We start from the raw sequence: 22757 nt of genomic DNA, 5'->3' as shown, positions 1-22757 counted from the left end.
CGTGCGGCGCCTCGCCGCCGCCCGCGCCGGGCCCGCCCGGCTCGCCGCCGTGCCGCGGGCCCTCGGGGTGCTTCAGCAGGTCAGGGCCGCCGCGCGCGACGGCCTGGGCGCCGGCCAGGGCCGCCTCCAGCTCCGCGATACGCGCGTCGCGCTCGGCCAGCTCGGCGCCGAGCCTGCCCAGCACGTCGTCCACGCTGGCCATCTGGTACCCCCGGACCGTCATCGGCAGCCGCAGGGCCAGCACGTCGGCCCGGCCGAGCGGCCGGTCGGCGGGCAGCGGGTCCTCCAGCCGGTCGGGCGGCGCGTCGGCCAGCGGCCCCTCGCCGTCGCCGAGGACGGCGAGGGTCACCCCGCCCACTACCACGACCAAGGCGATCAGCAGGAACAAGAACACGACGATCGTCTCCCCGGGGTCGGTGCCGCCATCATCCGTCATCCTTCATCCGTCTGACCCGATCGTGCCATGCCCCGGTGACAGTGTGTCCCCGGCCGTTATCGTCACTGGCGGACAAACGAGAGGACACTGACGCGATGCTGCGGCTGGGACGACGTGAGTTCGGTGCGGACGAACGCGTGATCATGGCGATCGTGAACCGGACGCCGGACTCCTTCTACGACCGGGGCGCCACCTTCCGCGACGAGCCCGCGCTGGCCCGCGTCGAGCAGGCGGTGTCAGAGGGCGCTGCCATCATCGATATCGGCGGGGTGAAGGCCGGTCCCGGGGAGGAGGTGAGCGCGCGGGAGGAGGCGCGGCGGACGGTCGGATTCGTGGCCGAGGTGCGCAGGCGGCACCCGGACGTGGTCATCAGCGTCGACACCTGGCGGCACGAGGTCGCCGAGGCGGTCTGCGAGGCGGGCGCGGACCTGCTGAACGACGCGTGGGGCGGGGCGGACCCGCGGCTGGCGGAGGTCGCGGCCCGGCACGGCGTGGGCCTGGTGTGTACCCACGCGGGCGGCGCCACGCCGCGCACGCGCCCGCACCGCGTGGCGTACGAGGACGTGATGGCGGACATCCTGCGGGTCACCCTGGGGCTCGCCGAGCGGGCCGTGGGCCTCGGAGTGCCGCGGGAGAGCGTGCTGATCGACCCGGGCCACGACTTCGGGAAGAACACCCGCCACTCGCTGGAGGCGACGCGGCGGCTGGAGGAGATGACGCGGACCGGCTGGCCGGTGCTGGTGTCGCTGTCCCACAAGGACTTCGTCGGCGAGACGCTGGACAAGCCGGTCAAGGAGCGGCTGCTGGGCACCCTGGCCGCGACGGCGGTCTCGGCGTGGCTGGGCGCGCGCGTCTACCGGGTGCACGAGGTGGCCGAGACCCGGCAGGTGCTGGACATGGTCTCCGCCATCGCCGGCCACCGCCCGCCCGCGGTCGCCCGCCGCGGGCTGGCCTGACACGCGCTGTGACGGCGGGCGGCGCCTTCGCGCGGCCCGCGTCCGTACGGGCCCGGCGCGCGCGGCACGATCGCGGCACCCGGTCGTGGTCACCCGACCGTGGCCACACCCCGCCGTGGACACACCCGGCCGTGGTCACCCGGCCCCGTGGTCATCCGGCCCCGTGGTCACCCGGCCGTGGTCACCCGGGCGCGGTCGCGGCACCCGGCCGTGAGTCCCGGGGCCGGTCCCCGAGCCCGGCGGCCCGCCGGGCCCGCCGCGTGCGGGGCAGTCGGGCGCGTGCGCGCCGCCCCGCGTGTGTGACCGGTCAGCCCGGTGTGCGGCCGGGTCGGCCCCGCGGTGTGGCGGGTCGGCCTCCATACGGGCGGTTCAGGCTACGGGCGGGTCAGGCTACGGGCGGGTCAGGCGCCGATCTCCTTCGTCATCAGCTCGACCGCCTCGTCCACGTCGTCCGTGAGGCGGAACAGCTCAAGGTCCATCGCGGACGCCTTGCCCTGCGCGATCAGCGTGCCACGCAGCCAGTCCACCAGGCCGCGCCAGTACTCCGTGCCGAACAGGACGATCGGGAAACGGGTCACCTTCTTGGTCTGCACGAGCGTCAGCGCCTCGAACAGCTCGTCCAGGGTGCCGAGCCCGCCGGGCAGCACCACGAACCCCTGCGCGTACTTGACGAACATCGTCTTGCGGACGAAGAAGTAGCGGAAGTTCACGCCGATGTCGACGTAGGGGTTCAGGCCCTGCTCGTACGGCAGCTCGATGCCCAGGCCCACGGACACGCCGCCCGCCTCGCCCGCGCCCCGGTTGGCGGCCTCCATCGCGCCGGGCCCGCCGCCCGTGATCACCGCGAAGCCCGCCTCGGCCAGGGCCCGGCCGATGCGCACGCCCGCCGCGTACTCCGGCGACCCCTCGCGGGTGCGGGCCGAGCCGAAGACGCTGACCGCCCGGCCCAGCTCGGCGAGCGCGCCGAAGCCCTCCACGAACTCCGACTGGATGCGCAGCACCCGCCACGGGTCGCCGTGCACCCAGTCCGAGGGGCCCCGGCTGTCCAGCAGCCGCTGGTCGGTGGTGCTGTGCTGCACCTGGTGCCGACGGCGCACCACCGGGCCGGTGTGCTGCTCGGGCCAGTCCCGGGCGGGCGTGGCGGCCGCCGCCCGCTCCGCGGCCGCCTCGTCGGCCAGCGCCGCGTCCGCCGCCGCCTCCTGCGGCGACGAACGTGTCTCCTCGGGCCTGCTCATCTGGGCACTCCTTCCGCTGCTTCCGCCGCGATTCCTGCCGCGTGCCGCCAGCGTACGCACCCTTCCGCCACCCGGACGGCCTCGTGGCCGCGGGCAGGAGGGCGCGCTCAGGTGAGCCAGGCGCGCAGCCGCTCCTCCGCGGTGCGCACGGCGGCGACCGCGACGTGCTCCTCGCGCGTGTGCGCCAGCTTCGGGTCGCCGGGCCCGTAGTTCACCGCGGGCACGCCCAGCGCCGAGAACCGGGCCACGTCCGTCCACCCGTCCTTGGCGGCCAGCTCGGCGCCGACCGCCGCCACGAAGGCCGCGGCGGCCGGGTGGGACAGGCCGGGCAGCGCGCCGGGGGCGCTGTCGGTGCGGACGACATGGAAGCCGTCGAACACCTCCCGCACGTGGTCCAGGGCGGCCTCCTCCGACCGGTCGGGGGCGAACCGGAAGTTCACGGTCACGGCGCAGGCGTCCGGGATGACGTTGCCCGCGTGGCCGCCCTCGATGCGCACCGCGTTCAGGCCCTCCCGGTAGAGCAGCCCGTCGATGCGCACCTGGCGCGGCTCGTACGCGCCGAGCCGGGCCAGGACGGGGGCGGCCTTGTGGATGGCGTTCTCGCCGAGCCAGCTCCGCGCGGAGTGCGCGCGTCGGCCCGTGGTCTCCACGCGCACCCGCATGGTGCCCTGGCAGCCGCCCTCGACCCGGCCGTCGGTGGGCTCCAGCAGGACGGCGAAGTCGGCGGCCAGCCAGTCGGGGTGCCGCTCGGCGAGCCGGCGCAGCCCGTTGCGCTCGGCCTCGACCTCCTCGTTGTCGTAGAAGACGAAGGTGAGGTCGCGGTTCGGGGCGGGCACCGTGGCGGCGACGCGCAGCTGCACCGCGACGCCGGACTTCATGTCCGAGGTGCCGCAGCCCCACAGCACGCCGTCGGCGTCCAGCCGGGAGGGCACGTTGTCGGCGATGGGCACCGTGTCCAGGTGCCCGGCCAGCACCACCCGCTCGGCCCGCCCCAGGTTCGTACGGGCCACGACCGCGTCCCCGTCCCGGTCGACGGCCAGGTGCGGCAGGGCGCGCAGGGCCTGCTCGACGGCGTCGGCCAGGGCCTGCTCGGCGCCGCTGACGGAGGGGAAGTCGACGAGCCGGGCGGTGAGCCGGGCGGCGTCGAGGCTGAGGTCGAGCGGGTCGGGTGCGGGGTTCGTCGCCATGGCGGTGACCCTACCCAGCCGTCGGCTCGCCCGAGTGGGCCGGGCGAGCCGAGCGGCCGAGCCGGGCCGGGCGGGCGGCGGGGGGCCGCTGCCGTGCCGGGCGGCACCGTTGCCCCGGCCTGCGGCCAGGCTCCCGGCCGGGCCCGCCCGGGGCGCCTGCCCCGGCCCGGCACCGGCGCGGCTCCGCTGGCCCCGTCGTCCGCCCGGGGGCCGGCCCGGAGGCCGGGTCAAGGGCACGACCCGCCCTGGCCGCGCGGGCCCGGGACCAGCCGGGGCCTTCCGGCCCTGCCCGCCTCCGCCCGATCCGCGCGGCGCGGACCCGGCCGNGGCCGGGTCAAGGGCACGACCCGCCCTGGCCGCGCGGGCCCGGGACCAGCCGGGGCCTTCCGGCCCTGCCCGCCTCCGCCCGATCCGCGCGGCGCGGACCCGGCCGCCGGGCCGCGCACACCGGGCCGACCGCTCCGGCTCCGGCGATCCGGCGGCAGCCCCCTCCCGAGCGTCCGAAAGCCTTCCGGAAACCGCCGGACGGACCGCCCCGCCGCAGGCAAACGGGACCCGGACCAGCCGCGACCTCCCCGCACTGCCCGGCTCCGACCGACCCCGCCGGGATTGCCCCGGCCGCCGGGGCCGCGCACACCGGGCCGACCGCCCCGGCGCCCGCGATCCGGCGGCAGCCCCCTCCCGGTGGTCCGGAAGCCTTCCGGATGGCACCGGGCCGGACCGGCGCCGCCGACACGGGCCCGCGCGGGCGCCGCACCCGGCACCCACCCCTATCCGGCCACCCTCACCGGGCTTCCGCCCTCCGCCCGTCGCCGCCCCGGCGCCCCCAGTAACGTGGGGCGCGTGCGTCCGTCCCTCCTCGCCAGCCGCGCCCGCCTCGTGCGCGCCGCGGTCGCCTGCGCCGTACTGCTGGCTCTGATCGGGTACGTGACGGCTCATCTGCTGACGGGCGGCGGCGGACCGCCCCGGTGCACCGTGCGGGCGGACGGCGAGAAGGTGTCGCTCGACCCCGAGCAGGCCGTGAACGCCGCCACCATCGAGGCCGTGGCCTCCTCCCGCGCCCTGCCCGAACGCGCCGTCACCATCGCCCTGGCCACCGCCCTCCAGGAGTCCGGACTGCGCAACCTGCGGCGCGGCGACCGGGACTCGCTCGGCCTCTTCCAGCAGCGGCCCTCGCAGGGCTGGGGCACGGCGCGGCAGGTGCGCGACCCGGTGCACGCGGCCGGGCGGTTCTACGCCGACCTGGTGAAGGTGCCCGGCTACTCGCGGCTGCCGCTGACCGTGGCCGCGCAGCGCGTGCAGCGCAGCGGCTACCCGCAGGCGTACGCCAAGCACGAGGCCGAGGCCGCGGTGCTGACCGGCGCGCTGGTGGGCCGCGACCCGGCCGCGCTGACCTGTCCCGGGCCGGTGGACGACGGCGTGCGGGGCGACCCGGCGCGGGTGCGCGCGCGGCTGCGCCACGAGTTCGGCCCGGCGGTGCCGGCGGCCGCACCCGCACGGGCGCCCGCCGATCAGGTGGTCCTGCCCGTGGCCGCCCCGGCGCGCGGCTGGGAGCTGGCCCACTGGGCGGTGGCCCACGCGCGGGAGCTGCGCATCGCCCGCGTCGCGTACGGCGGGCGCGTGTGGCGCGGGCAGGACGCGGACAAGGGCTGGCGGGCGGCCCGGAGCGCCGCACCCGGCGTGGCCGCGGCGGCCGGGAGCGGCGGCGGGGCCGTGACGATCGAGACGGCCCACTAGCCCGGTCCCGGCCCTGGGCCCGGACCTGCCGCCCGGTGGCCGGAACGCCCTGGCCACAGCGCCGCCACGGCCCCGCCGCGGCCTTCCCCCGGCGCCCCGGCGAAGGGGTCCTTCACGCAACTCGCCGAAAGCAATCCCCCGTTGGCGGTATTCCCGCCGCATTCCGTTGACGGTCTTTCGGTAGCGGAAAGGATAATGCGATGCATTGCCAATTCTTTACCTTGGCCTGCCGCAACCTTCCCGGCCGTCGCGCGGTATTCACAGCGTCCGCCTGCCGGACAGCCTCACGTCCACACACCCTGCCGTCAAAGGAGCACCATGCCTGTCCCTCTCACGCGCCGGATCGCCAAGGCCGCCCTGCTGGTCGCCGCGACCGCCGCACCCCTGGTCGGCGCCGCCGGCGCCGCGACCGCCGCGGCCCCCGCCCCCGCCTCGGACGGGCCGAAGGTGACCGGCCTCTTCGGCCCGTCCCCGACCAAGCTCGGCGCCCAGACCCTGCGCAAGGGGCTGGGCGGGGCCGGGACGCAGCTCGGCGGCGGCGTCCGCGAGATCGGCTCCAAGGTCCTCGGGACCGGCCCCGACGGGGGCGGCGTCGTGGGCGCGGTCGCCGAAGGCACCACCGGCGGCCTGGGCAAGCTGAAGCTGGACGAGTCGCCGGTCAAGCTGCCCTCGCTGGGCATCTGACCCACCGGCCGCACCACGCGTACGCCGCGCCAGCGGGCCGTACGCCACGAAACAGGGGCCCGGGGAGTCGCCGCTCTCCCCGGGCCCCGACGCGTGTCCCGCGCGGGACCGCCGCGGCCCGCCGTACGCCCCGCACATCCGCGCACCCGCGCACCCGCGTGCCCGTACGCCCGTACGCCCGTACGCCGAAAACCCGTACACCGGAAATCCGTACGCGCGTATCGGTGCGGAAACCCGGGCCCGTACGGACACGCGGGATAACCGGAAGAAAATCAAACAAGCGGGCGGCGGGCCGAAAGGGCGCTCAGCCGCCCAGCCGCCGCACCGCCGCCGCCACCCGCTCGTCGGTCGCCGTGAACGCGATCCGCACGTGCCGCTCCCCCGCCGCCCCGTAGAAGTCGCCCGGCGCGACGAGGACGCCCCGCTCGGCGAGGGCCGCCACCGTCTGCCAGCACGGCTCGTCCCGGGTGGCCCACAGGTACAGCGACGCCTCGCTGTGCTCGATGCGGAAGCCGGCGCCCTCCAGCGCGCCGCGCAGCGCCGCGCGCCGGCGCGCGTACCGTTCGCGCTGCTCGGCGACGTGCGCGTCGTCGTCCAGCGCCGCGACCGTGGCGGCCTGCACCGGTGCGGGCACCATCATGCCGCCGTGCTTGCGAATCGCAAGCAGCTCACCCAGCAAGGCCGCGTCCCCGGCGACGAAGGCGGCCCGGTAGCCGGCCAGGTTGGAGCGCTTGGACAGCGAGTGCACCGCGAGCAGGCCCTCGAAGCCGCCGCCGCACACCTCGGGGTGCAGCACCGAGACCGGTTCGGCCTCCCAGCCCAGCTCCAGGTAGCACTCGTCGCTGACGAGCAGCACGCCGTGCTCGCGCGCCCAGGCCACGGCCGCGCGCAGCTGGTCCTTCTCCAGCACCCGTCCGGTGGGGTTGGACGGGGAGTTCAGCCACAGCAGCCGCAGGCCCCGCGGGTCCAGCTCGGCCACGTCCTCGTACGGCACCGGCTCGGCGCCGGCCAGCAGCGCGCCGACCTCGTACGTCGGGTAGGCGAGCCGGGGCACGGCCACCCTGTCCCCCGGGCCGAGGCCCAGCTGCGCGGGCAGCGAGGCCACCAGCTCCTTGGAGCCGACGACCGGCAGCACCTCGGTGTGCCCGGCGCCCACCGCGCCGAGCCGCCGCCCCAGCCAGCCGGTGATCGCGTCACGCAGCCGCGGGGTGCCCCACACCGTCGGGTAGCCGGGGCTGTCGGCGGCGCCGGACAGGGCCGCGCGGATCAGTCCGGGCACGGGGTCGACGGGCGTGCCCACCGACAGGTCCACGATGCCGTCCGGATGGGCCGACGCGGTCGCCTTGTGCGGTTCCAGGCGGTCCCAGGGGAAGACGGGCAGGCGGGTGGAGACGGAGGGCACGGTGGGGCTCGCTTTCATGGAACGGGCGCGTGGCGACACGCCCGGTCCCGCAGGGCCGGGGCGGACGGCCCGGACCGTACGGGACCGAGAGTGGCGCTACGCGCGGAGTGGCGCCGCGTACAGGACGCTACGCGCCGGGCAGCGCCGCGTGCGAGACGGCGCTACCCGCAAGGGTTCACTCGTCGTGCTCCTGCGGCGGCAGCGCGGCGACGAACGGGTGGTCCCGCTCAATCAGGCCCAGCTTGCTGGCGCCGCCCGGGGAGCCGAGTTCGTCGAAGAACTCGACGTTCGCCTTGTAGTAGTCCTTCCACTCCTCCGGGACGTCGTCCTCGTAGAAGATGGCCTCGACCGGACACACCGGCTCACAGGCGCCGCAGTCGACGCACTCGTCCGGGTGGATGTACAACGCCCGGTTGCCCTCGTAGATGCAGTCGACGGGGCACTCCTCGATGCACGCCTTGTCTTTCAGGTCGACACAAGGCTGCGCGATGACGTAGGTCACGCTGTCGTTCCTCCTCGTAGGGGCTGGCTATCGCGCGGGAGCGCGGCGTCGTCGATGCCCGCACCTAGTATCACCGTTCCGGGGCACCAGACGAACATGAGGGGCGATCTGAGCTGTGCATTTCACCGCCGGTGGCCGGTTTGAGGTCCGCATCACAGCTGCTGACGTGGGAAAACGGGTCTCCGTCCGGCTGGCGATCGAGGGCGGCGGCGGGCCGGAGAGGTTCACCGACGTGGTCGGTGTTCTCACATCGTGGACTGGCGGGGTGCTGCGGGTCACCCGGCGGACCGGGCAGGAGGTCCGTATCGCGGAATCGTCGCTGGTGGCGGGCAAGGTGGTGCCCGCGGCGCCGGCCCGCCGCCGGGGCCCGGCGGCGGGCGTGGCGGAGCTGGAGCGGGTGGCCTCCCGCGGCTGGCCGGCCGTGGAGCGGGCCCGGCTCGGCGGGTGGGAGCTGCGCGCGGCGTCCGGCTTCACCCGCCGCGCCAACTCGGCGCTGGCCGTCGGCGACCCCGGCCTGCCGCTGGACGACGCGCTGGAGCGGGTCGCCCGCTGGTACGCCGAGCGCGGGCTGCCCGCCTACGTCCAGGCGCCCGGCCCCGCCCCGCGGGGCGGCACGCCGGGCGACGACCCGCTCGCGGCGCGGCTCACGGCGCTCGGCTGGGCCCGGGAGGTCTCCGCCGAGGTGCGCACCGCCGCCCTCGCGCCCCTGGCCGACCGGGACGCCGACACCCCGCGCGTGACGCTGGCCCGGCACGCCGACGCGGCGTGGCTGGCCCGGTACGGGCGCGTCGGCGGGCTCGGCCCACGGGCGCGCGCGGTACTGGAGGGCGGTCCTTCGGTGTGGTTCGCGACGATACGGGCAGAGATAGCCGACACAGACAGCACCACGGACGCGAGCGCGGCCGGCACCTCGGCGGCCGCGGCCCGGACGACCACGCCGGAGGCCGGCGCGGAGGCGGCCCACGCGGCCGGCGCCGCGGCGATCGGCCGGCTGGTGGTGGACGGCCGCTGGGCGGGCTTCGCGGCGATCGAGGTCGCCCCGGACAGCCGCCGCCGGGGCCTGGCCACCGCCGTGACGGCCGCGCTCGCCCGCCAGGCCCTGACCGAGGGCGCCTCGGCCGCGTACCTCCAGGTCGAGACGGACAACCAGGCCGCCCGCGCCCTCTACGACGGGATGGGATTCACCGTCCACCACACCTACCACCACTGGCGCCGATGAACGACTCCACCGCCCACCGCCGCCGCTTCGCCGCGGCGGCCCGCGAGGACCGCCCCGACCTGGCGCTGCTGTGCCTGCTGCTGGGCGCGGAGGCCGACCCGGACTTCGGCGACACCGGGATCGACGAGGCCCAGATCGAGCTGGACCGGCTGGCCGGCGAGCTGCCGTACGCGCCCGGGCGGCCCGGCGCGTGGGCCGCCGCCGTGGCCGACCTGCTGGGCGGCCGCTACGGCTTCCACGGCACGCCGGGCGACTACCAGCGGCTGGAGTCCTCGCTGCTGCACGAGGTGCTGCGGCGCCGCCGCGGCCTGCCCATCCTGCTGTCCGCCGTCTGGATCGAGGTGGCGCGACGGGCCGGCGGCCCGGTGTACGGGGTCGCGCTGCCCGGCCACTTCGTCGTCGGCTTCGGCGACCCGTACGGCGAGCACGTGCTGGCCGACCCCTTCAACGGCGGCCGGCCGCTGTCCGGCGAGGACGCGGCCCTGCTCGCGGCGGGCGCGACCGGCGCCCCGCTGCCGCCGTCGGCGCTGGCCCCGGCCGAGCCGCTGGAGATCGTGCTGCGCGTGCTGAACAACATCCGCGCCTGGGCCGCCGCCCGTCCCGAGCGCACCGACGTGCGGCTGTGGGCCGTGGAGCTGTCCCTGCTGCTGCCCAGCCACCCGGCCCGGCTGCGGTACGAGCACGCGCACCTGCTGGTGGAGCGGGGCGACTTCCTGACCGGGGCGCGGGAGCTGGAGACGTACGCGGACGCGGTGGCGGGGGTGGAGCCGGAGGCGGCCGAGACGATGCGGCGGCAGGCGCGGGCGGCGCGGGCCCTGCTGAACTGAGGCCCGCCTCGCGGCGGCCGCCTCCCCTCCTCACGCTTCGGGCCCGGCCCGGGCTCGTACTTCTGCCGACGGCTTGGCTCACCGACTGGTCGGGACATGGGAGAGCCCCGCCCGTCTGCCACGGGGGAGGGCAGACGGACGGGGCGGGGGCCGACGCGTGCCGACCAACCGCGTCGGCNGCCGACGTGTGCCGGGCGTACCTCTCACACACGTCGGCCCGTGTCCCTCACCGCCTACGGGGGCGGCGGCGCCCGGTGCGCGGCTCCGGCCGCGCGACGACGGGCAGGCGGGGCGGGGCGCGAGTGGCGCTCACTCGGCTCGCGCGCCCTGCCGAGGGACGGCTTGCCGTTCCGGCGCGGGGGCCGGAACGGGGCTGTCAGTCGCCGATGCGCGCCCCGCATTTCCTGCACCTGATCCAGTTGCCGCTGGGGCTGATCTCCCAGTCGTGGTCACAGTCGGCTTTGGACACGATCCCTCCTTGAGCTCTTGAGGCACGAGGTCCTGAGGCACCGGGGGCAGTTCACGGGCCGGTGCCATTCGGTCGTCTCCCCGGACGCGCCGCACGCCGGACGCCCGTTCCGGACCTGGTGCACGGTCTCCAGGTCCTCGCCGACCGTCACGGTCCAGCCGCCGGGCGGCGGGACGACGGGGTCCGNNNTGATCTCCCAGTCGTGGTCACAGTCGGCTTTGGACACGATCCCTCCTTGAGCTCTTGAGGCACGAGGTCCTGAGGCACCGGGGGCAGTTCACGGGCCGGTGCCATTCGGTCGTCTCCCCGGACGCGCCGCACGCCGGACGCCCGTTCCGGACCTGGTGCACGGTCTCCAGGTCCTCGCCGACCGTCACGGTCCAGCCGCCGGGCGGCGGGAGCACGGGGCCCTGGTCGTCCTCCGCGACGGGCGGAGTGGAGACCACGGCGGACCCGGCCCCGAGCTTCGCGCGGAAGCGCCCGATCAACTCGGCCCTGAGGTCCCGCTGCCGCAACGCGTCCGCCGAGTCCTTTACCCGGGCGTTTGTCGTCTTGCCCTTGCGTTTCGTTTTGCGGACTTCGATCGGTCCACCCACGAACGGTTCCTTTCGATGCACCCCGTCCGCCGGATGAGAAGGGGATCACCCGGAGCGGGCAGGGGGTTTACAGGTTGCCGGTGAAGGCGGCGGAGAGCAGGAATCCCACTGCCGCCGATACGGCGAACACGAGCACGCCGACGACGTATCGGCCGATAGCGGGGATCACCGACCGGCCTTCGCGACCCTGGCGGCCCTGGCGGCCTTCACAGGGCCCAGGGGTCGGCCGGGTCGTCCAGCCAGGCCCGGTGCCCTTCGGCGGAGACGGTGAGGCCGAACCGGGTGTGGTCCGGCCTGCCGTGGTCCGTCCACCACCGGTAGGCGGTCTCGATCTCGTCCCACAGCCGACGCGGTCCGGACTGCCAGACCCGGGCCTCGTCCCGCCCGTCGCGGAACAGCACGCAGGCCCAGGACCGGTCGCCCAGTCCGTAGAACCACACCGGCCGGGCCCCGTCGCGCCGGTCGGCCACGGCCTGGACGCAGTCGCGTACGCGCAGGCCCAGGGCGAACGGCAGGGCGGTGTACCTCCCGGTGACGAACTCGGCCTCGGTGACCGTGGTCGTGGACGTGTCCGCGCTGTCCACCGCCCCGGGAGCGACGTACTCGCCGACGACGATCCGGGGGCTCCGTTGAGAGCGGAGTTTCATGAACTCCACGGGCCGGGTGAAGGCGCCGGAGGCGATTCCGTCCTTGACCACCAGCCGGGCGACGGCGTCCGCGTTGCTGTAGTGCGTGCCCCACGGGGCGACGATGACGCCGCCCTGGCGGACCTGTTCGACCCATGCCCCGGGGATCTCGCGGAGTCCGACCGTGGCCAGGACGCGGTCATACGGCGCGTTGTCCACGTGGCCCCTGAACCCGTCGCCTACGACCACGTCCGGGTACAGACCGGCCGCGTACAGCCGTTCGCGGGCCCGCGCCGACACAGCGCGGTCTACTTCCACCGTGGTGACGTTCCGGCCCCCGCAGCGGTGTGCCAGTGCCCCGGCCGTCTCGCCCGTGCCGGTGCCCACGTCGAGCACGCGCATGCCCGCTTCCGCCGCCAGGTCCGCCAGCAGCGAGTAGACGACGGACGGCGCGGAGGAGGAGCTGGTGGGCGCGCGCCCCGGGTCGGCACCGGTGTGGGCGCCGTCGTCCCACTGCGTGACGACGGGAACGTCGCTGTCGACCGCCGCGTACCAGGCGTCCGGGTCGTCGGCACGGTTCACCGCGACGCTGGTGCGCCGGTCCATGTCGAACGGCCACATCAGGTCGGGCAGGAAGGCGGCCCGGTCCACGGCGGCGAAGGTCGGTGCCCACTCCGGCGACAGGACACCCTTGTCGAGCAGGACGCACCCCAGCTCCTTCCGGCCGGGGCGGTCCGTCTGCGCGATGTTCCGGGTCACTTGCGGTGGGTCCCGTCGCCTGGCGGGGTGGAGCCGTCGGGGCTCGGCTCCTGAGGCGTCCACGGGGTGCCCGGGTGACCGTCGCCCCCGCCCCCTCCGCCTCCACCGTGCTGCCCGCCGTCGGCGGCGGTTGCGATCTGTACGGCCGTCATTCCTCGACTCCCTTCCTGTGTCTGGCCTGTGGTGCACGGACGGTTCGGGGAAACCCCGGCGCCCGCCGCTCGTTGCGGTGTGTACTGGATACGGCTACGCAACGTCGTGCCACCATTCAGCTCCACACCGACAGCGGTCGGGTAGTCCGGGATGCGGACCCCCGACGGCTGTCCACATCGACGGTCCGAAGGGAGACCGATGCCGCAGCCCCCCAAGCCCCTTCAACCGGGCCGGTCGGCCCGGGACTGGTTCGGCGCGGAGCTGCGCCACTGGCGTACGCAGCGGGGGCTGACGCAGGACCAGCTCGGGGCGTTGGTGCACGTCAGCGGCGATCTCATCGCGAAGATCGAGAAGGCGGTGCGCGCGTGCGACCCGCACCTCGCGGAAGCCCTGGACACCGAGTTGGAGACCGGCGGCGTCCTGGCCCGCGCCCTGGTACGGGTGCGTGCGGAAGCGGACAGCCGTGCCGCCGATGCGGACAACGCCGCCGCCGCGCCCCGGAACCGTGGCCCACGGCCCGAGACTGTCGGTGTTCCGGTCCCCTCCGGCTCGTCGCTGCCGGACACCGGGCCCGGGGCCGATGTGGGCGGGGTGATTCGCGTGCCCTGCCGCACCGCAGACGGAAGGATCATCTTCGTGACGATGCCGCGCCGCGCGCTCCTGCACGGAGGGGCCACCGGAGCAGCGTTGTTCACGGCGACACCACCGGTGTCCGAGCCGCTGTTCCGGCCGATTGGCGGGCAGGCCGCGTTTGTGTCAGAACGCCACCCCGTCGAACACCTTCGGCAATTCCGCCGAGCCTTGGTCAACTGCGACAACCTGCTTGGCTCGGTCCTCCTGATCGACACGGTGCGTGATCACATTGCGCTCATCCAGCGTTTGCGTCGTGACGCCTCGGGGGCCGACCGCAAGGCGCTGCTCCAGGTCCAAGCCGAGTACGCGGAATTCTGCGGCTGGCTTCACCAGGACGCGGGTGATCAGCGAGCGGCACAGTACTGGACCGACCGCGCCCTGGACTGGTCCCATGCGAGCGGCGGCCAGGAGACGATCGTCTACATCATGATCCGCAAAGCGCAGCTCGCGGGCGACAGACGGGACCCGGCCGATGCGGTAGACCTTGCCGAAGCAGCTCAGAACATGGCGCTGCCGCGCGGCCGCCTGAGCGCCATGAGTTCACTTTCCAGCGCCCACGGACACGCACTGAGCGGCGACGCGGCAGCCTGTCGCCGCACCTACGACAGAGTCGTCGGGATGATGGACGATCTGGCGGTCGATTCCCCTCATCGCCGTGGCTGGTGGCTGGACACTCCTCACGTCCAGGCCCAGCGTGCACACGCTCTGTCACTCATTGGTGACCACCAAGCCGCGGAGAGCGGCTTCGACAAGGCGATTGAGGAGATCTCACCGACCTATCGGCGAGATCGGGGGTTCTTTCTCTCCCAGGCAGCTGTGGCCCACGCGCGAGCCGGCCACCCTGAACTCGCCGCCAGAAGGGCTTTGCAAGCTCTACCCATCGCGGCGCAGACCGGCTCCGCGCGCATCTTCAGGGAGCTGTCGGTGCTTGACGCACAGATGCGCCAGTGGCGTGCGGTCCCCGACGTGTTGGAATTCCGGGACGCACTGGACAGCCTCATCGCTCACGAAAGCTGAGCGCCGCCCGTACCCCCGATGAGGAGCGTGCACGCTCACATGACCACCTACGACACATCGCCCGACCGGCTGCTGTTCCTCACCCAGCAACCCGCCGACGAGGTCCACCTCGCCGTCGCACCGCTGATCGTCGGCCACGCCGACGCACCCCGCTTCCTCAACCCCGGCGACTACCCCGGCGGACCCACCCGCCGCATGGCGCTGATCGAAGCTCGCACCATCGGCGATGTCGTCCTCCTGCGCTACGCGCCCAAGGAGCCCACCGGCGAGGCCACCCCGTGACCCCCGCCGCCCCCGGACCCGACACCGACCGGCACTGGCTGAGCCTGGCCATCGCCCAGGCCGCCCTGTGCCCGCCCGCGTCCACCGCCTACAACGTGGGTGCCGTCATCGTCGCCGCCGACGGCACCGAGCTCAGCCGCGGCCACAGCCGCGAAGGGGGCGACCCGCACGTCCACGCCGAGGAAGCCGCCCTCGCCAAACTCGCACCCGACGACCCCCGGCTCTCCGCGGCGACCCTCTACAGCTCCCTCGAACCCTGCTCCCAGCGCCGGTCCCGCCTCCGCACCTGCACCCGACTCATCCTGGACGCCCGCATCCCCCGCGTCGTCACCGCCTGGCGCGAGCCCGACCTCTTCGTCGCCGACTGCCAGGGCGTCGAACTGCTCACCCAGGCCGGGGTCGACGTCATCGAGATCCCCGACCTCGCCGCCGCCGCTCGCGCCGCCAACAGTCACCTGGACCTTTAGCACCCCGTCGTCAGGCTGCACCAGGTCGCTGTCCCAGCCACCACGTTTCGCCCTCCGGGAGTTGCCTGAGCGGGCAGTCGCTCCCCTCACCTCTGTCGGGCCGCCCGTCGGCCGCTGGGGCGGTCCCGCGCGTACAGCCGCCGACCGCCCGTACCCGCATGCCGGACGTTCGCCGGGACCCTCACGGCGGCCGTGAGGGTCCCGGCTCGGGTCAGCCCGTGGCCTCGCCCAGGCGCACGGTCCGCTCGGCGGGCGTCGTGCCCAGCAGGCCCTTGCCCAGCGCGACGGCCACGTCGTTCGGCGTGACGGGCTTCTTCGTGCCGTCTCCGCGCTCGATGAGGACGCCGTCGAAGATGTGCCCGTACAGTTCCTTCAGCTTGGCCAGGTCGTAGTGCGGGACCAGCTTGCCGTCGACCGCCCGCATGGACAGGATCTTCGGCAGCGACCGCTCGGGGCCGAACTTGATGACCTGCCCGGTGGACGCCGTGACGGTCACGATGCCGGACATCGCGGGCTCGGCGAAGGACTTCATGGCCCGGTCGACCTCGGCCTTGCCCACGGTCGGCTCACGGACGGTGATGGGCAGCGCGACGACCCTGTCCTCGCCCGTGGCGGCCCGTTCGCGGAACGCCTCGGAGACGGCCCGGACCGCCTGGTCGACGTCCAGCGCCTTGCCGGACCTGCCGTAGACCGGCAGCGCCCGGCCCGGCTCGAACGCGATCGAGCCCTCGCGCGCCGAGCCGGTGTTGCCCGCCAGCCGCTCCAGCGCGTCGCGCAGCTTCTCCTCGTCGACCAGCAGCGCCGGGTCGGCCTCGTGCGTGCTGCCGAACAGCGAGCCGATGACGGTGACCGGGTTGTAGTCGCGGCCGGCGATGTCGCGGACGGTGGCCTCGGTGTCCAGCGCCAGGCCCGCGACGGACGGCTTGAGCTGCCGCTGCTGGCCGTCGATGGACACCTTCAGCGGCGCGTGCGTGCGGCCGCCGAGCGCGCCGTCGAGCTTGTCGACGGCCGCCTGCTTGGAGTCGCCGCCGATGTCGACGCCCAGGACGGTGGTGCCGTTGGGCACGTCGGCGTGGTTCATCACCAGGCCCGCCGCGTAGGCGATGCCGACCACGGCCACCAGGGCGGCTCCGGCCGCGACGAGCTTGGACCGGCCCTTCTTGGCGGGCTTCGCGGGCTTGCCGGGCTGCGCGGCCCTGGGCGCCGCGGGCTCGGCGGGCGCCGCGGGCTCGGCGGCCGCGGCCGCCCCGGCTGCGGCGCCGGAGGGCGCCGTCGCGGCGGCGCCCGCGGGACCGTCCTGGCCGCCGGGCCGCGCGCCGGACGGCGGGTACAGCGAGGCGGGCCGGTCGTCGGCCGGGCGCACCACCGGGATGCCGCTGACGAGCGTGTCGCTGGACGCCTGCCCCGCGGGCCGCTGCCCGGTGCCGGAATCGGGCGTGCCGGGCTCGTGGAAGAGGTCCATGCCGTCCGGCGGCCCGGCCGTGGGCGCCTCGCCGGCGCCCGGCACCGGGTACTGGCCGGTCGGGTGCTGGCCGGTCGGGTGCTGGCCGGTCGGGTGCTGGCCGGTCGGGTGCTGGCCGGTCGGGTGCTGGCCGGTCGCCGGATCCGTCGGCGATACGACCGGGAGGGCGGCCGTCGTGGCGCCGAGCGAGCCCGACAGCGGGGAGCCGCTCGGCGGGCTCGGCGGACCCGCCTCGAACGGGTCCAGGCGGTCGGGCGCGGTGCCCGCGCCCGCCGGGCCGCCGAGCCCGGCGAGGTCGCCGACGGGGAAGCCGTCGGGCGGGGTGTCCGTGCGGAACCCGCTGGGCGGGGCGTCGGCGTGGAAGGCCTGCGCCGCCAGGTCCGCGCCGGCGCCGTGCGCCGGGGCGCTCGGGTCGAAGCCGTGCGCCGGGGTGGGGGGGCCGCCCGCCGCCGGGTCGAAGCCGCCCGGCAGCCCGCCCAGCAGGCCGCCTGGCGAGCCCGCGGGCTGCCCGTCCGGCTGTCCGGCTCCGTACCCGGGGCCGCCGGCGGGCGGAGTGCCGTACGGCGCGGTGCCGGCGCCGGGCAGGCCGACGGCGGGCGTGCCCGCGACCGGCGTGTCGTACGCGGGCGTACCGGCCGGGGGCTGGTCGAACGCGGGAGCGCCGCCGAACGCCGGGGTGCCTGCCGACGGGGTGCCGAACGCCGGGGTGCCTGCCGACGGGGTGCCGTAGGCCGGGGTGCCCGCCGACGGGGTGCCGTAGGCCGGCGTGCCGAACGCCGGCGTGCCGTAGGCGGGCGTGCCGGTCGTCGGGCCGCCCATGCCGGGCGTGCCGAACAGCGTCCCCACCGCCGGGGTCCCCACGGAGGGCGTGCCCCCCGCCGGGGTGGCCGGGTCGGCCGGGGTGCCCGGGAGCGGCGTGGCGCCGGAGAAGTCGGCGCTGCCGGTCGACGGGTCCGCCTTGGGCTTGCGGGGCGAGAACCAGTCGCTCGCGCGCGACTCGCCCTTCTTCCCCTCCGCGTCCCTGGTGTCTATGCCCTGGCCGTCCGCGGGCGCGCCCGCGGGCGCCGCGCCGTCCGCCGGCGTACCGGCCGAAGGCGTGCCGTCCGCGCCGTCGCCCGCGTCGGCCGCGCCCTGAGTGGCCGCCGCCGCGTCGTCGGTGACCGGTGTGCGCATGACCACCGGGGGGATGGGCCGCGAGCCGGGGATGTTGATGCGGATGCGGGTGGTCAGGGTGGTCTCGGTCTTCGGCTCGTCCGGCTTGGCCGCCTCCCGCGCCTCCCCGCCCGTACCGTGCGCGGATCCGTACGGCGGCGTGCCCGACGGGTACGAGGGGCCGCCCTGCCCGGCCCGGGCCCCGGGGGATGAACTGTCAGATTCACGGCTCAATGCAGGCTCTCCCAGTCAGCTCCGCCGCCCGTCTGGCGCACGCGGGCGGCTCGGCGGCGGCACCACCATACTGGGCTCCGCACACCCTCACACGGCGACCGTCGCAACAGCGGACCACTCGCTTCCGCACGGCTCGGCCCGGCATCCGGACATACCACGGCGCGGCCGCCGTGTCATCGTCTCCGGGCGCGCGTACCGCCGTGCGGGCGCGCGTCGGCACCCCGCGCGCGGCCGGCCGAGCGACACCGCGCGGGCCCGGCAGCCCGCTGCCGCCGGTCACCGCGCGCGCCCGGCGTCGGGCGGCTGCGGCAGGCGCGGGAACGTAGCGCACATCACACCGCAGAACATGCCGCCCACCAGGAACAGATACGACCCGGCCCGCGCGCCGAGCAGGTAGTCCCCCTCCGGGCGGGTGGTGGTGAGCAGCAGCACGGCCACGATCCAGGCGAGGGCCGGCGCCCCGCCGCCCATCCGGGTGCCGGTGGCCCGTACGCCGCCGTAGGCCAGCCCGGCGAGGGCGAGCAGCGCGAGCAGCAGCCCGCCGGGGAACCAGCCCTCCTGGACCAGCGCGCCCGCCACGGCGGCGAGCGCGCCCAGGACGGCCAGCAGCGCGTACGCGGCCAGCCGGCCGGCCCGCGCGGCCGTCCCGGAACGCCCTGGTCCCCCAGGACTCCCCGCTCCGCCAGAACCGGAGCGCGCCGCCGCGCCGCCGCCCCCGGCCCGCTCCGGCCGCCCGGACCCGGCCGGCGGCGTGGCCCGTCCGGAGGACTTCCCCGCGCCTCTTCCGGCTCCGGGCGTTCTCGCGGAGTCCGCGCCGCTCACGGCTCCACCACCCCGGCGAACAGGTCGTCCTCGGGCGTGCCCGCGGCCTCGCCCCGGGCGATCAGGTAGTGCTCCGTACTCACCAGCGGTATCGGCAGCTTGTTGGAGAGGGCGAAGAACGGGCCGTCCACGGCGATCTGCGTGGCATGGGCACGCATCGCCGCGGCCTTTGCATCCGCATACGCCGTGCCGTCGATCACAGCCGTCACCCGGGCGTCGTCGACCACGCCCGGCACGTCCCCTGGCTCAAAGGTGTCGGGAAACGGCAGGTTCCTGCCTGCCGCGCGCAGTCGTGCCATGCCCTCCTGGACGGTGGAGCGCGCCACGCAGTTCCAGTAGACCTTGGCGACGCCGTGCGGGGCGCCGAGGTCCGGGCGGAAGTCCGGGTCGGCGGCCAGGTCGGCCGCGCGCATGGCGACGCGGTGGGCCTGGATGTGGTCGGGGTGGCCGTAGCCGCCGTTCGGGTCGTAGGTGACCAGCACCTGCGGCCTGACCTCGCGGACCACCGCCACCAGGTACGCGGCGGCCTCGTCCACGCCGGCCCGCCAGAAGCAGTCCGGGCGGTCGTTGGCCGGGGTGCCGATCATGCCGGAGTCGCGGTAGCGGCCGGGGCCGCCCAGGAAGCGGTGGTCGCGCACGCCCAGCTCCCGCATGGCGGCGGCGAGTTCGCCGATCCGGTGCGGGCCGAGCGCGTCCTCGTGGTCGGCGGCCAGGTGCGCCAGGTCGGCCGGGATGACCTCGCCCTCCTCGCCGAGCGTGCAGGTCACCAGCGTGACATGGGCGCCCTCGGCGGCGTAGCGGGCCATGGTCGCGCCGTTGTTGATCGACTCGTCGTCCGGGTGCGCGTGCACCAGCAGCAGACGCCGAGCGGGAAGGTCGGTCATGGTGCACAGCCTACGAGCCCCCCGCCGGCCCGCGCGGCGGCGGTGCCGGGCAGCGGGGCGGGCCGCGGCCGCGCCGGGGCATGCCGCGGGCGGCGCCGGGTAGACGCGGAATGAGCCCGTCAGCGGGCGGATGGCCCGTCAGCGGGCCGTTGGGGCCACGCCGCCCCGGCCGCGGGGCGCGCGTGGCGTCGCGCTGCCACGGCGTCAGGCTGTCGCGGCGTCAGCCGTCCCGTCCGTTGCGCTTTTCACCAAGTCGCCAGGTGGCTACAGCTTCACGTCGCCGATCATGTCCGTGACGTTCGTCGTCAGATCGTCGATGGTCGGGGCGATCGAGGAGCTGGCGAGATAGAAGCCGAGCAGCACGCACAGGATGGCGTGCCCTGCTTTCAGCCCCGACTTCTGGACAAGCAGGACGACGATGATCAGCAGCAGCACGACCAGCGAGATCGAGAGCGCCACGACGGCTCACCTCCAGGTACACGCGCTCGGACGGGACAACCATATTGATGCCACAGGGGCCATGCCGACTATGCGCAAGCGATCATAACTTTGAGTCCGTGCGCACGTCTCGGTGCACGGGAGCATGACAGGGGCGCATGCCAGTTCGCACCTGCGACGAAGTCGTCACTCCCCGCGCCCGACCGGCTCGCCGCCGCCGGGCCCGCCGGGCCGTAGGCTCGGCCCATGACTCGCCCTGAGACCCGCCCGGAGAACGGACAGCTCTCCTTCCCCCGGCAGCACGCGCGTACCCAGCGGTTCAGCCTCGGCGCGCCGCGCTCCTTCAGCGTGTCCCCGGACGGCGCGCGCGTCGTGTTCCTGCGCTCCCGTACGGGCACCAGCCGGGCGAACCTCCTGTGGGTGTACGACACCGCCGAACGGCGCGCGTACGTGGCCGCGGACCCCGACGCGCTGCTGGGCGGCTCGGACGAGGAGTTGCCGCCCGAGGAGCGGGCGCGCCGCGAGCGGGCCCGCGAGGGGTCGGCCGGCGTGGTCGGCTACGCGCTGGACGAGGCCGGGGAGTTGGCGGCCTTCACCCTCTCCGGGCGGCTGTTCACCGCCGAGCTGCGCGCGGGCACCGCGCGCGAACTGCCCGCCGCCGGCCCGGTGGTGGACCCGCGCCCCTCGCCGGACGGGCGGCACGTGGCGTACGCGGCGGGTGGCGCGCTGCGCGTCACCGGTGCGGACGGGTCCGGGGACCGGGCGCTGGCCGGGCCGGAGGGGCCGGGCGTGACGTACGGTCTGGCGGAGTTCATCGCGGCGGAGGAGATGGACCGCTACCGGGGCTTTTGGTGGTCGCCGGACAGCACCGCGCTGCTGGTCGCCCGCGCGGACGACGCGCCGGTGCGGCGCTGGTGGATCGCCGATCCGGCGCACCCGGACCGGGAGCCGGCCGAGGTGGCCTATCCGGCCGCGGGCACGCCCAACGCCGACGTGCGGCTGGTGCTGCTCGGGCTGGACGGCGCCCGTACGGAGGTGGCGTGGGACCGCGAGGGCCACCCGTATCTGGCGCGCGTCCACTGGTCGGCGTACGGGCCGCCGCTGCTGCTCGTACAGTCCCGGGACCAGCGCGAACAGCGGTACCTGACGGTGGACACCGCGACCGGGAGCACCACCGTGGTGCACACGGAGACCGACGCGGCCTGGCTGGAGCTGTTCTCCGGGGCGCCCGCCTGGACGCCCTCGGGAGAACTGGTCCGCGTGGTGGACATCCCCGCCGGGGCGGACGGGGCCGACGGCGGCGCGCGCGTGCTGGTGGCCGGGGACCGGCGGCTGACCACCGGGGCGCTGCACGTGCGCGCGGTGCTCGACGTCGGCGCGGAGGACGTGCTGTTCTCGGCGTCGCCGGGCGCGGCGGCGGGGCTGCCCGACCGGCCGGGCGAGATCGGCGTGTACCGCGTCCGGTACGACGGCGCAGCGGCCCCGGGCGGCGACGGCGGACCGGAGCCGGTGACCGCCGGAGTGCCGGGCCCGGCCGTGCGGTCCGCGGCGCGCGGCGGGGACGTGCTGGTGCTGGCGTCCAGCGTGCCGGACCGGCCGGGCGCGGCCGTGGAGGTGCTGCGACTCGGCGACGCCGACGAGGTGGAGGGCCCGGAAGGCAAGGGCCGGGAGCCGGTCCTGGTCGGCCGCGTCGACTCGTACGCCGAGGAGCCGGTCATCACCGCCCGGCCCCGGCTGGTCTTCGCCGGCGAGCGGGCCGTCCCGAGCGCCGTGCTGCTGCCCGCCGGCTACCGGGAGGGCGACGGGCCGCTGCCGGTGCTCATGGATCCTTACGGCGGCCCGCACGGCCCGCGCGTGGTGGCCGCGCACAACGCGCACCTGACCTCGCAGTGGTTCGCCGACCAGGGTTTCGCCGTGGTGGTGGCGGACGGCCGGGGCACGCCGGGCAGGTCGCCGGGCTGGGAGAAGGCCGTGGCGCACCGCCTGGCGGAGGTGTCGCTGGCGGACCAGGTGGCCGCGCTGCACGCGCTGGCCGAGCGCTTCCCGCTGGACCTGGGCCGGGTGGGCATCCGCGGCTGGTCGTACGGCGGGTTCCTGGCGGCGCTGGCGGTGCTGCGCCGCCCGGACGTGTTCCACGCGGGTGTGGTGGGCGCGCCGGTCACCGACTGGCGGCTGTACGACACGCACTACACCGAGCGCTACCTCGGCGACCCCGGCGAGCGGCCCGAGGTGTACGCCGCCAACTCCCTGGTGACCGACGAGGGCCTGTCGGGCGCGGCGGACCTGGCGCGGCCGATGATGGTCGTCCACGGGCTGGCGGACGACAACGTGGTGGTCGCCCACAGCCTGCGGCTGTCCTCGGCGCTGCTGGCCGCAGGCCGGCCGCACGAGGTGCTGCCGCTGTCGGGCGTGACCCACATGACGCCGCAGGAGCAGGTCGCGGAGAACCTGCTCCTGCTCCAGGTGGACTTCCTGAAGCGGTCGCTGGGCGTGCGCTGACCGCGCGCGGGCGGCCGGGCCCCCGCGCGAGGTGCGGCCCGCGCGGGCGCCCTGCGCGCCCGCGGCCCGTCGGCACGGG

Annotated in this window: 19 protein-coding genes and 1 pseudogene; 8 read left to right on the top strand and 12 right to left on the bottom strand. The window is 75.7% G+C overall.

Going from position 1 to position 22757, the window contains the following annotated elements:
• The coding region (locus RKE29_RS14285) for a DivIVA domain-containing protein (protein WP_312005609.1) at positions 1–394 on the bottom strand (394 nt) is incomplete at its 3' end.
• Between the two features lie 137 nt (positions 395–531).
• On the opposite strand from RKE29_RS14285, the gene folP reads away from it, so the two are divergent.
• Positions 532–1392: a dihydropteroate synthase gene (gene folP / locus RKE29_RS14280; RefSeq protein ID WP_312005606.1), complete on the top strand. Its 861-nt coding sequence runs from the start codon at positions 532–534 to the stop codon at positions 1390–1392.
• A gap of 401 nt (positions 1393–1793) precedes the next feature.
• Here folP and RKE29_RS14275 read toward each other — a convergent pair whose 3' ends face one another.
• Both RKE29_RS14275 and dapE read right to left on the bottom strand, forming a co-directional pair.
• Positions 1794–2627 carry a TIGR00730 family Rossman fold protein gene (locus RKE29_RS14275; RefSeq protein WP_312005605.1) on the bottom strand — a complete coding sequence of 278 codons (834 nt, stop codon included), beginning with the start codon at positions 2625–2627 and terminating at the stop codon, positions 1794–1796.
• A 107-nt stretch (positions 2628–2734) separates the two neighbouring features.
• Complete coding sequence (gene dapE, locus RKE29_RS14270) at positions 2735–3814, bottom strand: succinyl-diaminopimelate desuccinylase (protein WP_312005604.1); 1080 nt, start codon at positions 3812–3814, stop codon at positions 2735–2737.
• An 843-nt stretch (positions 3815–4657) separates the two neighbouring features.
• On the opposite strand from dapE, the gene RKE29_RS14265 reads away from it, so the two are divergent.
• The gene (locus RKE29_RS14265) at positions 4658–5551 is read left to right on the top strand and encodes a hypothetical protein (RefSeq protein ID WP_312005603.1); all 894 of its coding nucleotides are present in this window, start codon (positions 4658–4660) and stop codon (positions 5549–5551) included.
• A gap of 318 nt (positions 5552–5869) precedes the next feature.
• Positions 5870–6235: an ATP-binding protein gene (locus RKE29_RS14260; RefSeq protein WP_312005602.1), complete on the top strand. Its 366-nt coding sequence runs from the start codon at positions 5870–5872 to the stop codon at positions 6233–6235.
• A gap of 304 nt (positions 6236–6539) precedes the next feature.
• Here the strand turns inward: RKE29_RS14260 and dapC are convergent, their stop codons facing one another.
• Together dapC and fdxA are read right to left on the bottom strand one after the other, a co-directional pair.
• Entirely contained in the window at positions 6540–7637 is a 1098-nt protein-coding gene (dapC, locus tag RKE29_RS14255) for a succinyldiaminopimelate transaminase (RefSeq protein ID WP_312005607.1), read from the bottom strand.
• Positions 7638–7812: 175 nt separating this feature from the next.
• A complete protein-coding gene (gene fdxA, locus RKE29_RS14250; protein ID WP_312005601.1) occupies positions 7813–8139 on the bottom strand; it encodes a ferredoxin in 327 nt (108 codons plus the stop codon).
• A 115-nt stretch (positions 8140–8254) separates the two neighbouring features.
• Here fdxA and RKE29_RS14245 point away from each other — a divergent pair, with 115 nt between their 5' ends.
• Together RKE29_RS14245 and RKE29_RS14240 are read left to right on the top strand one after the other, a co-directional pair.
• Positions 8255–9358, top strand: a complete 1104-nt coding sequence (locus RKE29_RS14245; protein WP_312005599.1) for a GNAT family N-acetyltransferase — start codon at positions 8255–8257, stop codon at positions 9356–9358.
• Positions 9355–10185 (top strand): transglutaminase-like domain-containing protein, encoded by an 831-nt coding sequence (locus RKE29_RS14240; RefSeq protein ID WP_312005597.1) that lies wholly within the window; start codon positions 9355–9357, stop codon positions 10183–10185. Before RKE29_RS14245 ends, RKE29_RS14240 begins: the two co-directional genes overlap by 4 nt.
• A gap of 376 nt (positions 10186–10561) precedes the next feature.
• Here RKE29_RS14240 and RKE29_RS14235 read toward each other — a convergent pair whose 3' ends face one another.
• The 3 genes from RKE29_RS14235 to RKE29_RS14225 all read right to left on the bottom strand — a co-directional run bounded on the left by RKE29_RS14235 (position 10562) and on the right by RKE29_RS14225 (position 12635).
• Positions 10562–10654 carry a hypothetical protein gene (locus RKE29_RS14235; RefSeq protein WP_312005595.1) on the bottom strand — a complete coding sequence of 31 codons (93 nt, stop codon included), beginning with the start codon at positions 10652–10654 and terminating at the stop codon, positions 10562–10564.
• A 206-nt stretch (positions 10655–10860) separates the two neighbouring features.
• A complete protein-coding gene (locus RKE29_RS14230) occupies positions 10861–11250 on the bottom strand; it encodes a hypothetical protein (RefSeq protein ID WP_312005594.1) in 390 nt (129 codons plus the stop codon).
• Positions 11251–11456: 206 nt separating this feature from the next.
• Positions 11457–12635, bottom strand: a complete 1179-nt coding sequence (locus RKE29_RS14225) for a methyltransferase domain-containing protein (protein ID WP_312005593.1) — start codon at positions 12633–12635, stop codon at positions 11457–11459.
• A 351-nt stretch (positions 12636–12986) separates the two neighbouring features.
• Here RKE29_RS14225 and RKE29_RS14220 point away from each other — a divergent pair, with 351 nt between their 5' ends.
• Both RKE29_RS14220 and RKE29_RS14215 read left to right on the top strand, forming a co-directional pair.
• A complete protein-coding gene (locus tag RKE29_RS14220; protein WP_312005592.1) occupies positions 12987–14438 on the top strand; it encodes a helix-turn-helix transcriptional regulator in 1452 nt (483 codons plus the stop codon).
• 93 nt (positions 14439–14531) lie between these two features.
• Positions 14532–15187 (top strand): annotated as a pseudogene (locus RKE29_RS14215) (5-amino-6-(5-phosphoribosylamino)uracil reductase); the annotation flags it as partial.
• A gap of 211 nt (positions 15188–15398) precedes the next feature.
• Here RKE29_RS14215 and RKE29_RS14210 read toward each other — a convergent pair.
• From RKE29_RS14210 to RKE29_RS14195, 4 genes are all read right to left on the bottom strand, one after another.
• Positions 15399–18035: a hypothetical protein gene (locus tag RKE29_RS14210; RefSeq protein ID WP_312005591.1), complete on the bottom strand. Its 2637-nt coding sequence runs from the start codon at positions 18033–18035 to the stop codon at positions 15399–15401.
• 276 nt (positions 18036–18311) lie between these two features.
• Positions 18312–18857 carry a DUF6113 family protein gene (locus RKE29_RS14205; RefSeq protein ID WP_312005590.1) on the bottom strand — a complete coding sequence of 182 codons (546 nt, stop codon included), beginning with the start codon at positions 18855–18857 and terminating at the stop codon, positions 18312–18314.
• Positions 18854–19741: an N-acetyl-1-D-myo-inositol-2-amino-2-deoxy-alpha-D-glucopyranoside deacetylase gene (mshB, locus tag RKE29_RS14200; RefSeq protein WP_312005589.1), complete on the bottom strand. Its 888-nt coding sequence runs from the start codon at positions 19739–19741 to the stop codon at positions 18854–18856. Before mshB ends, RKE29_RS14205 begins: the two co-directional genes overlap by 4 nt.
• A 264-nt stretch (positions 19742–20005) precedes the next feature.
• Positions 20006–20200: a hypothetical protein gene (locus RKE29_RS14195; RefSeq protein ID WP_312005587.1), complete on the bottom strand. Its 195-nt coding sequence runs from the start codon at positions 20198–20200 to the stop codon at positions 20006–20008.
• A 225-nt stretch (positions 20201–20425) separates the two neighbouring features.
• On the opposite strand from RKE29_RS14195, the gene RKE29_RS14190 reads away from it, so the two are divergent.
• Positions 20426–22678, top strand: coding sequence for a prolyl oligopeptidase family serine peptidase (locus RKE29_RS14190; RefSeq protein ID WP_312005582.1), 2253 nt, complete (start codon positions 20426–20428; stop codon positions 22676–22678).
• Positions 22679–22757 lie beyond the last annotated feature (79 nt).

It is taken from the genome of Streptomyces sp. B1866, from assembly GCF_031932565.1.
Classification (GTDB): domain Bacteria; phylum Actinomycetota; class Actinomycetes; order Streptomycetales; family Streptomycetaceae; genus Streptomyces.
The sequence above is the reverse complement of the archived record's forward strand: the minus strand, read 5'-3'. Positions and strand labels throughout refer to the sequence as shown.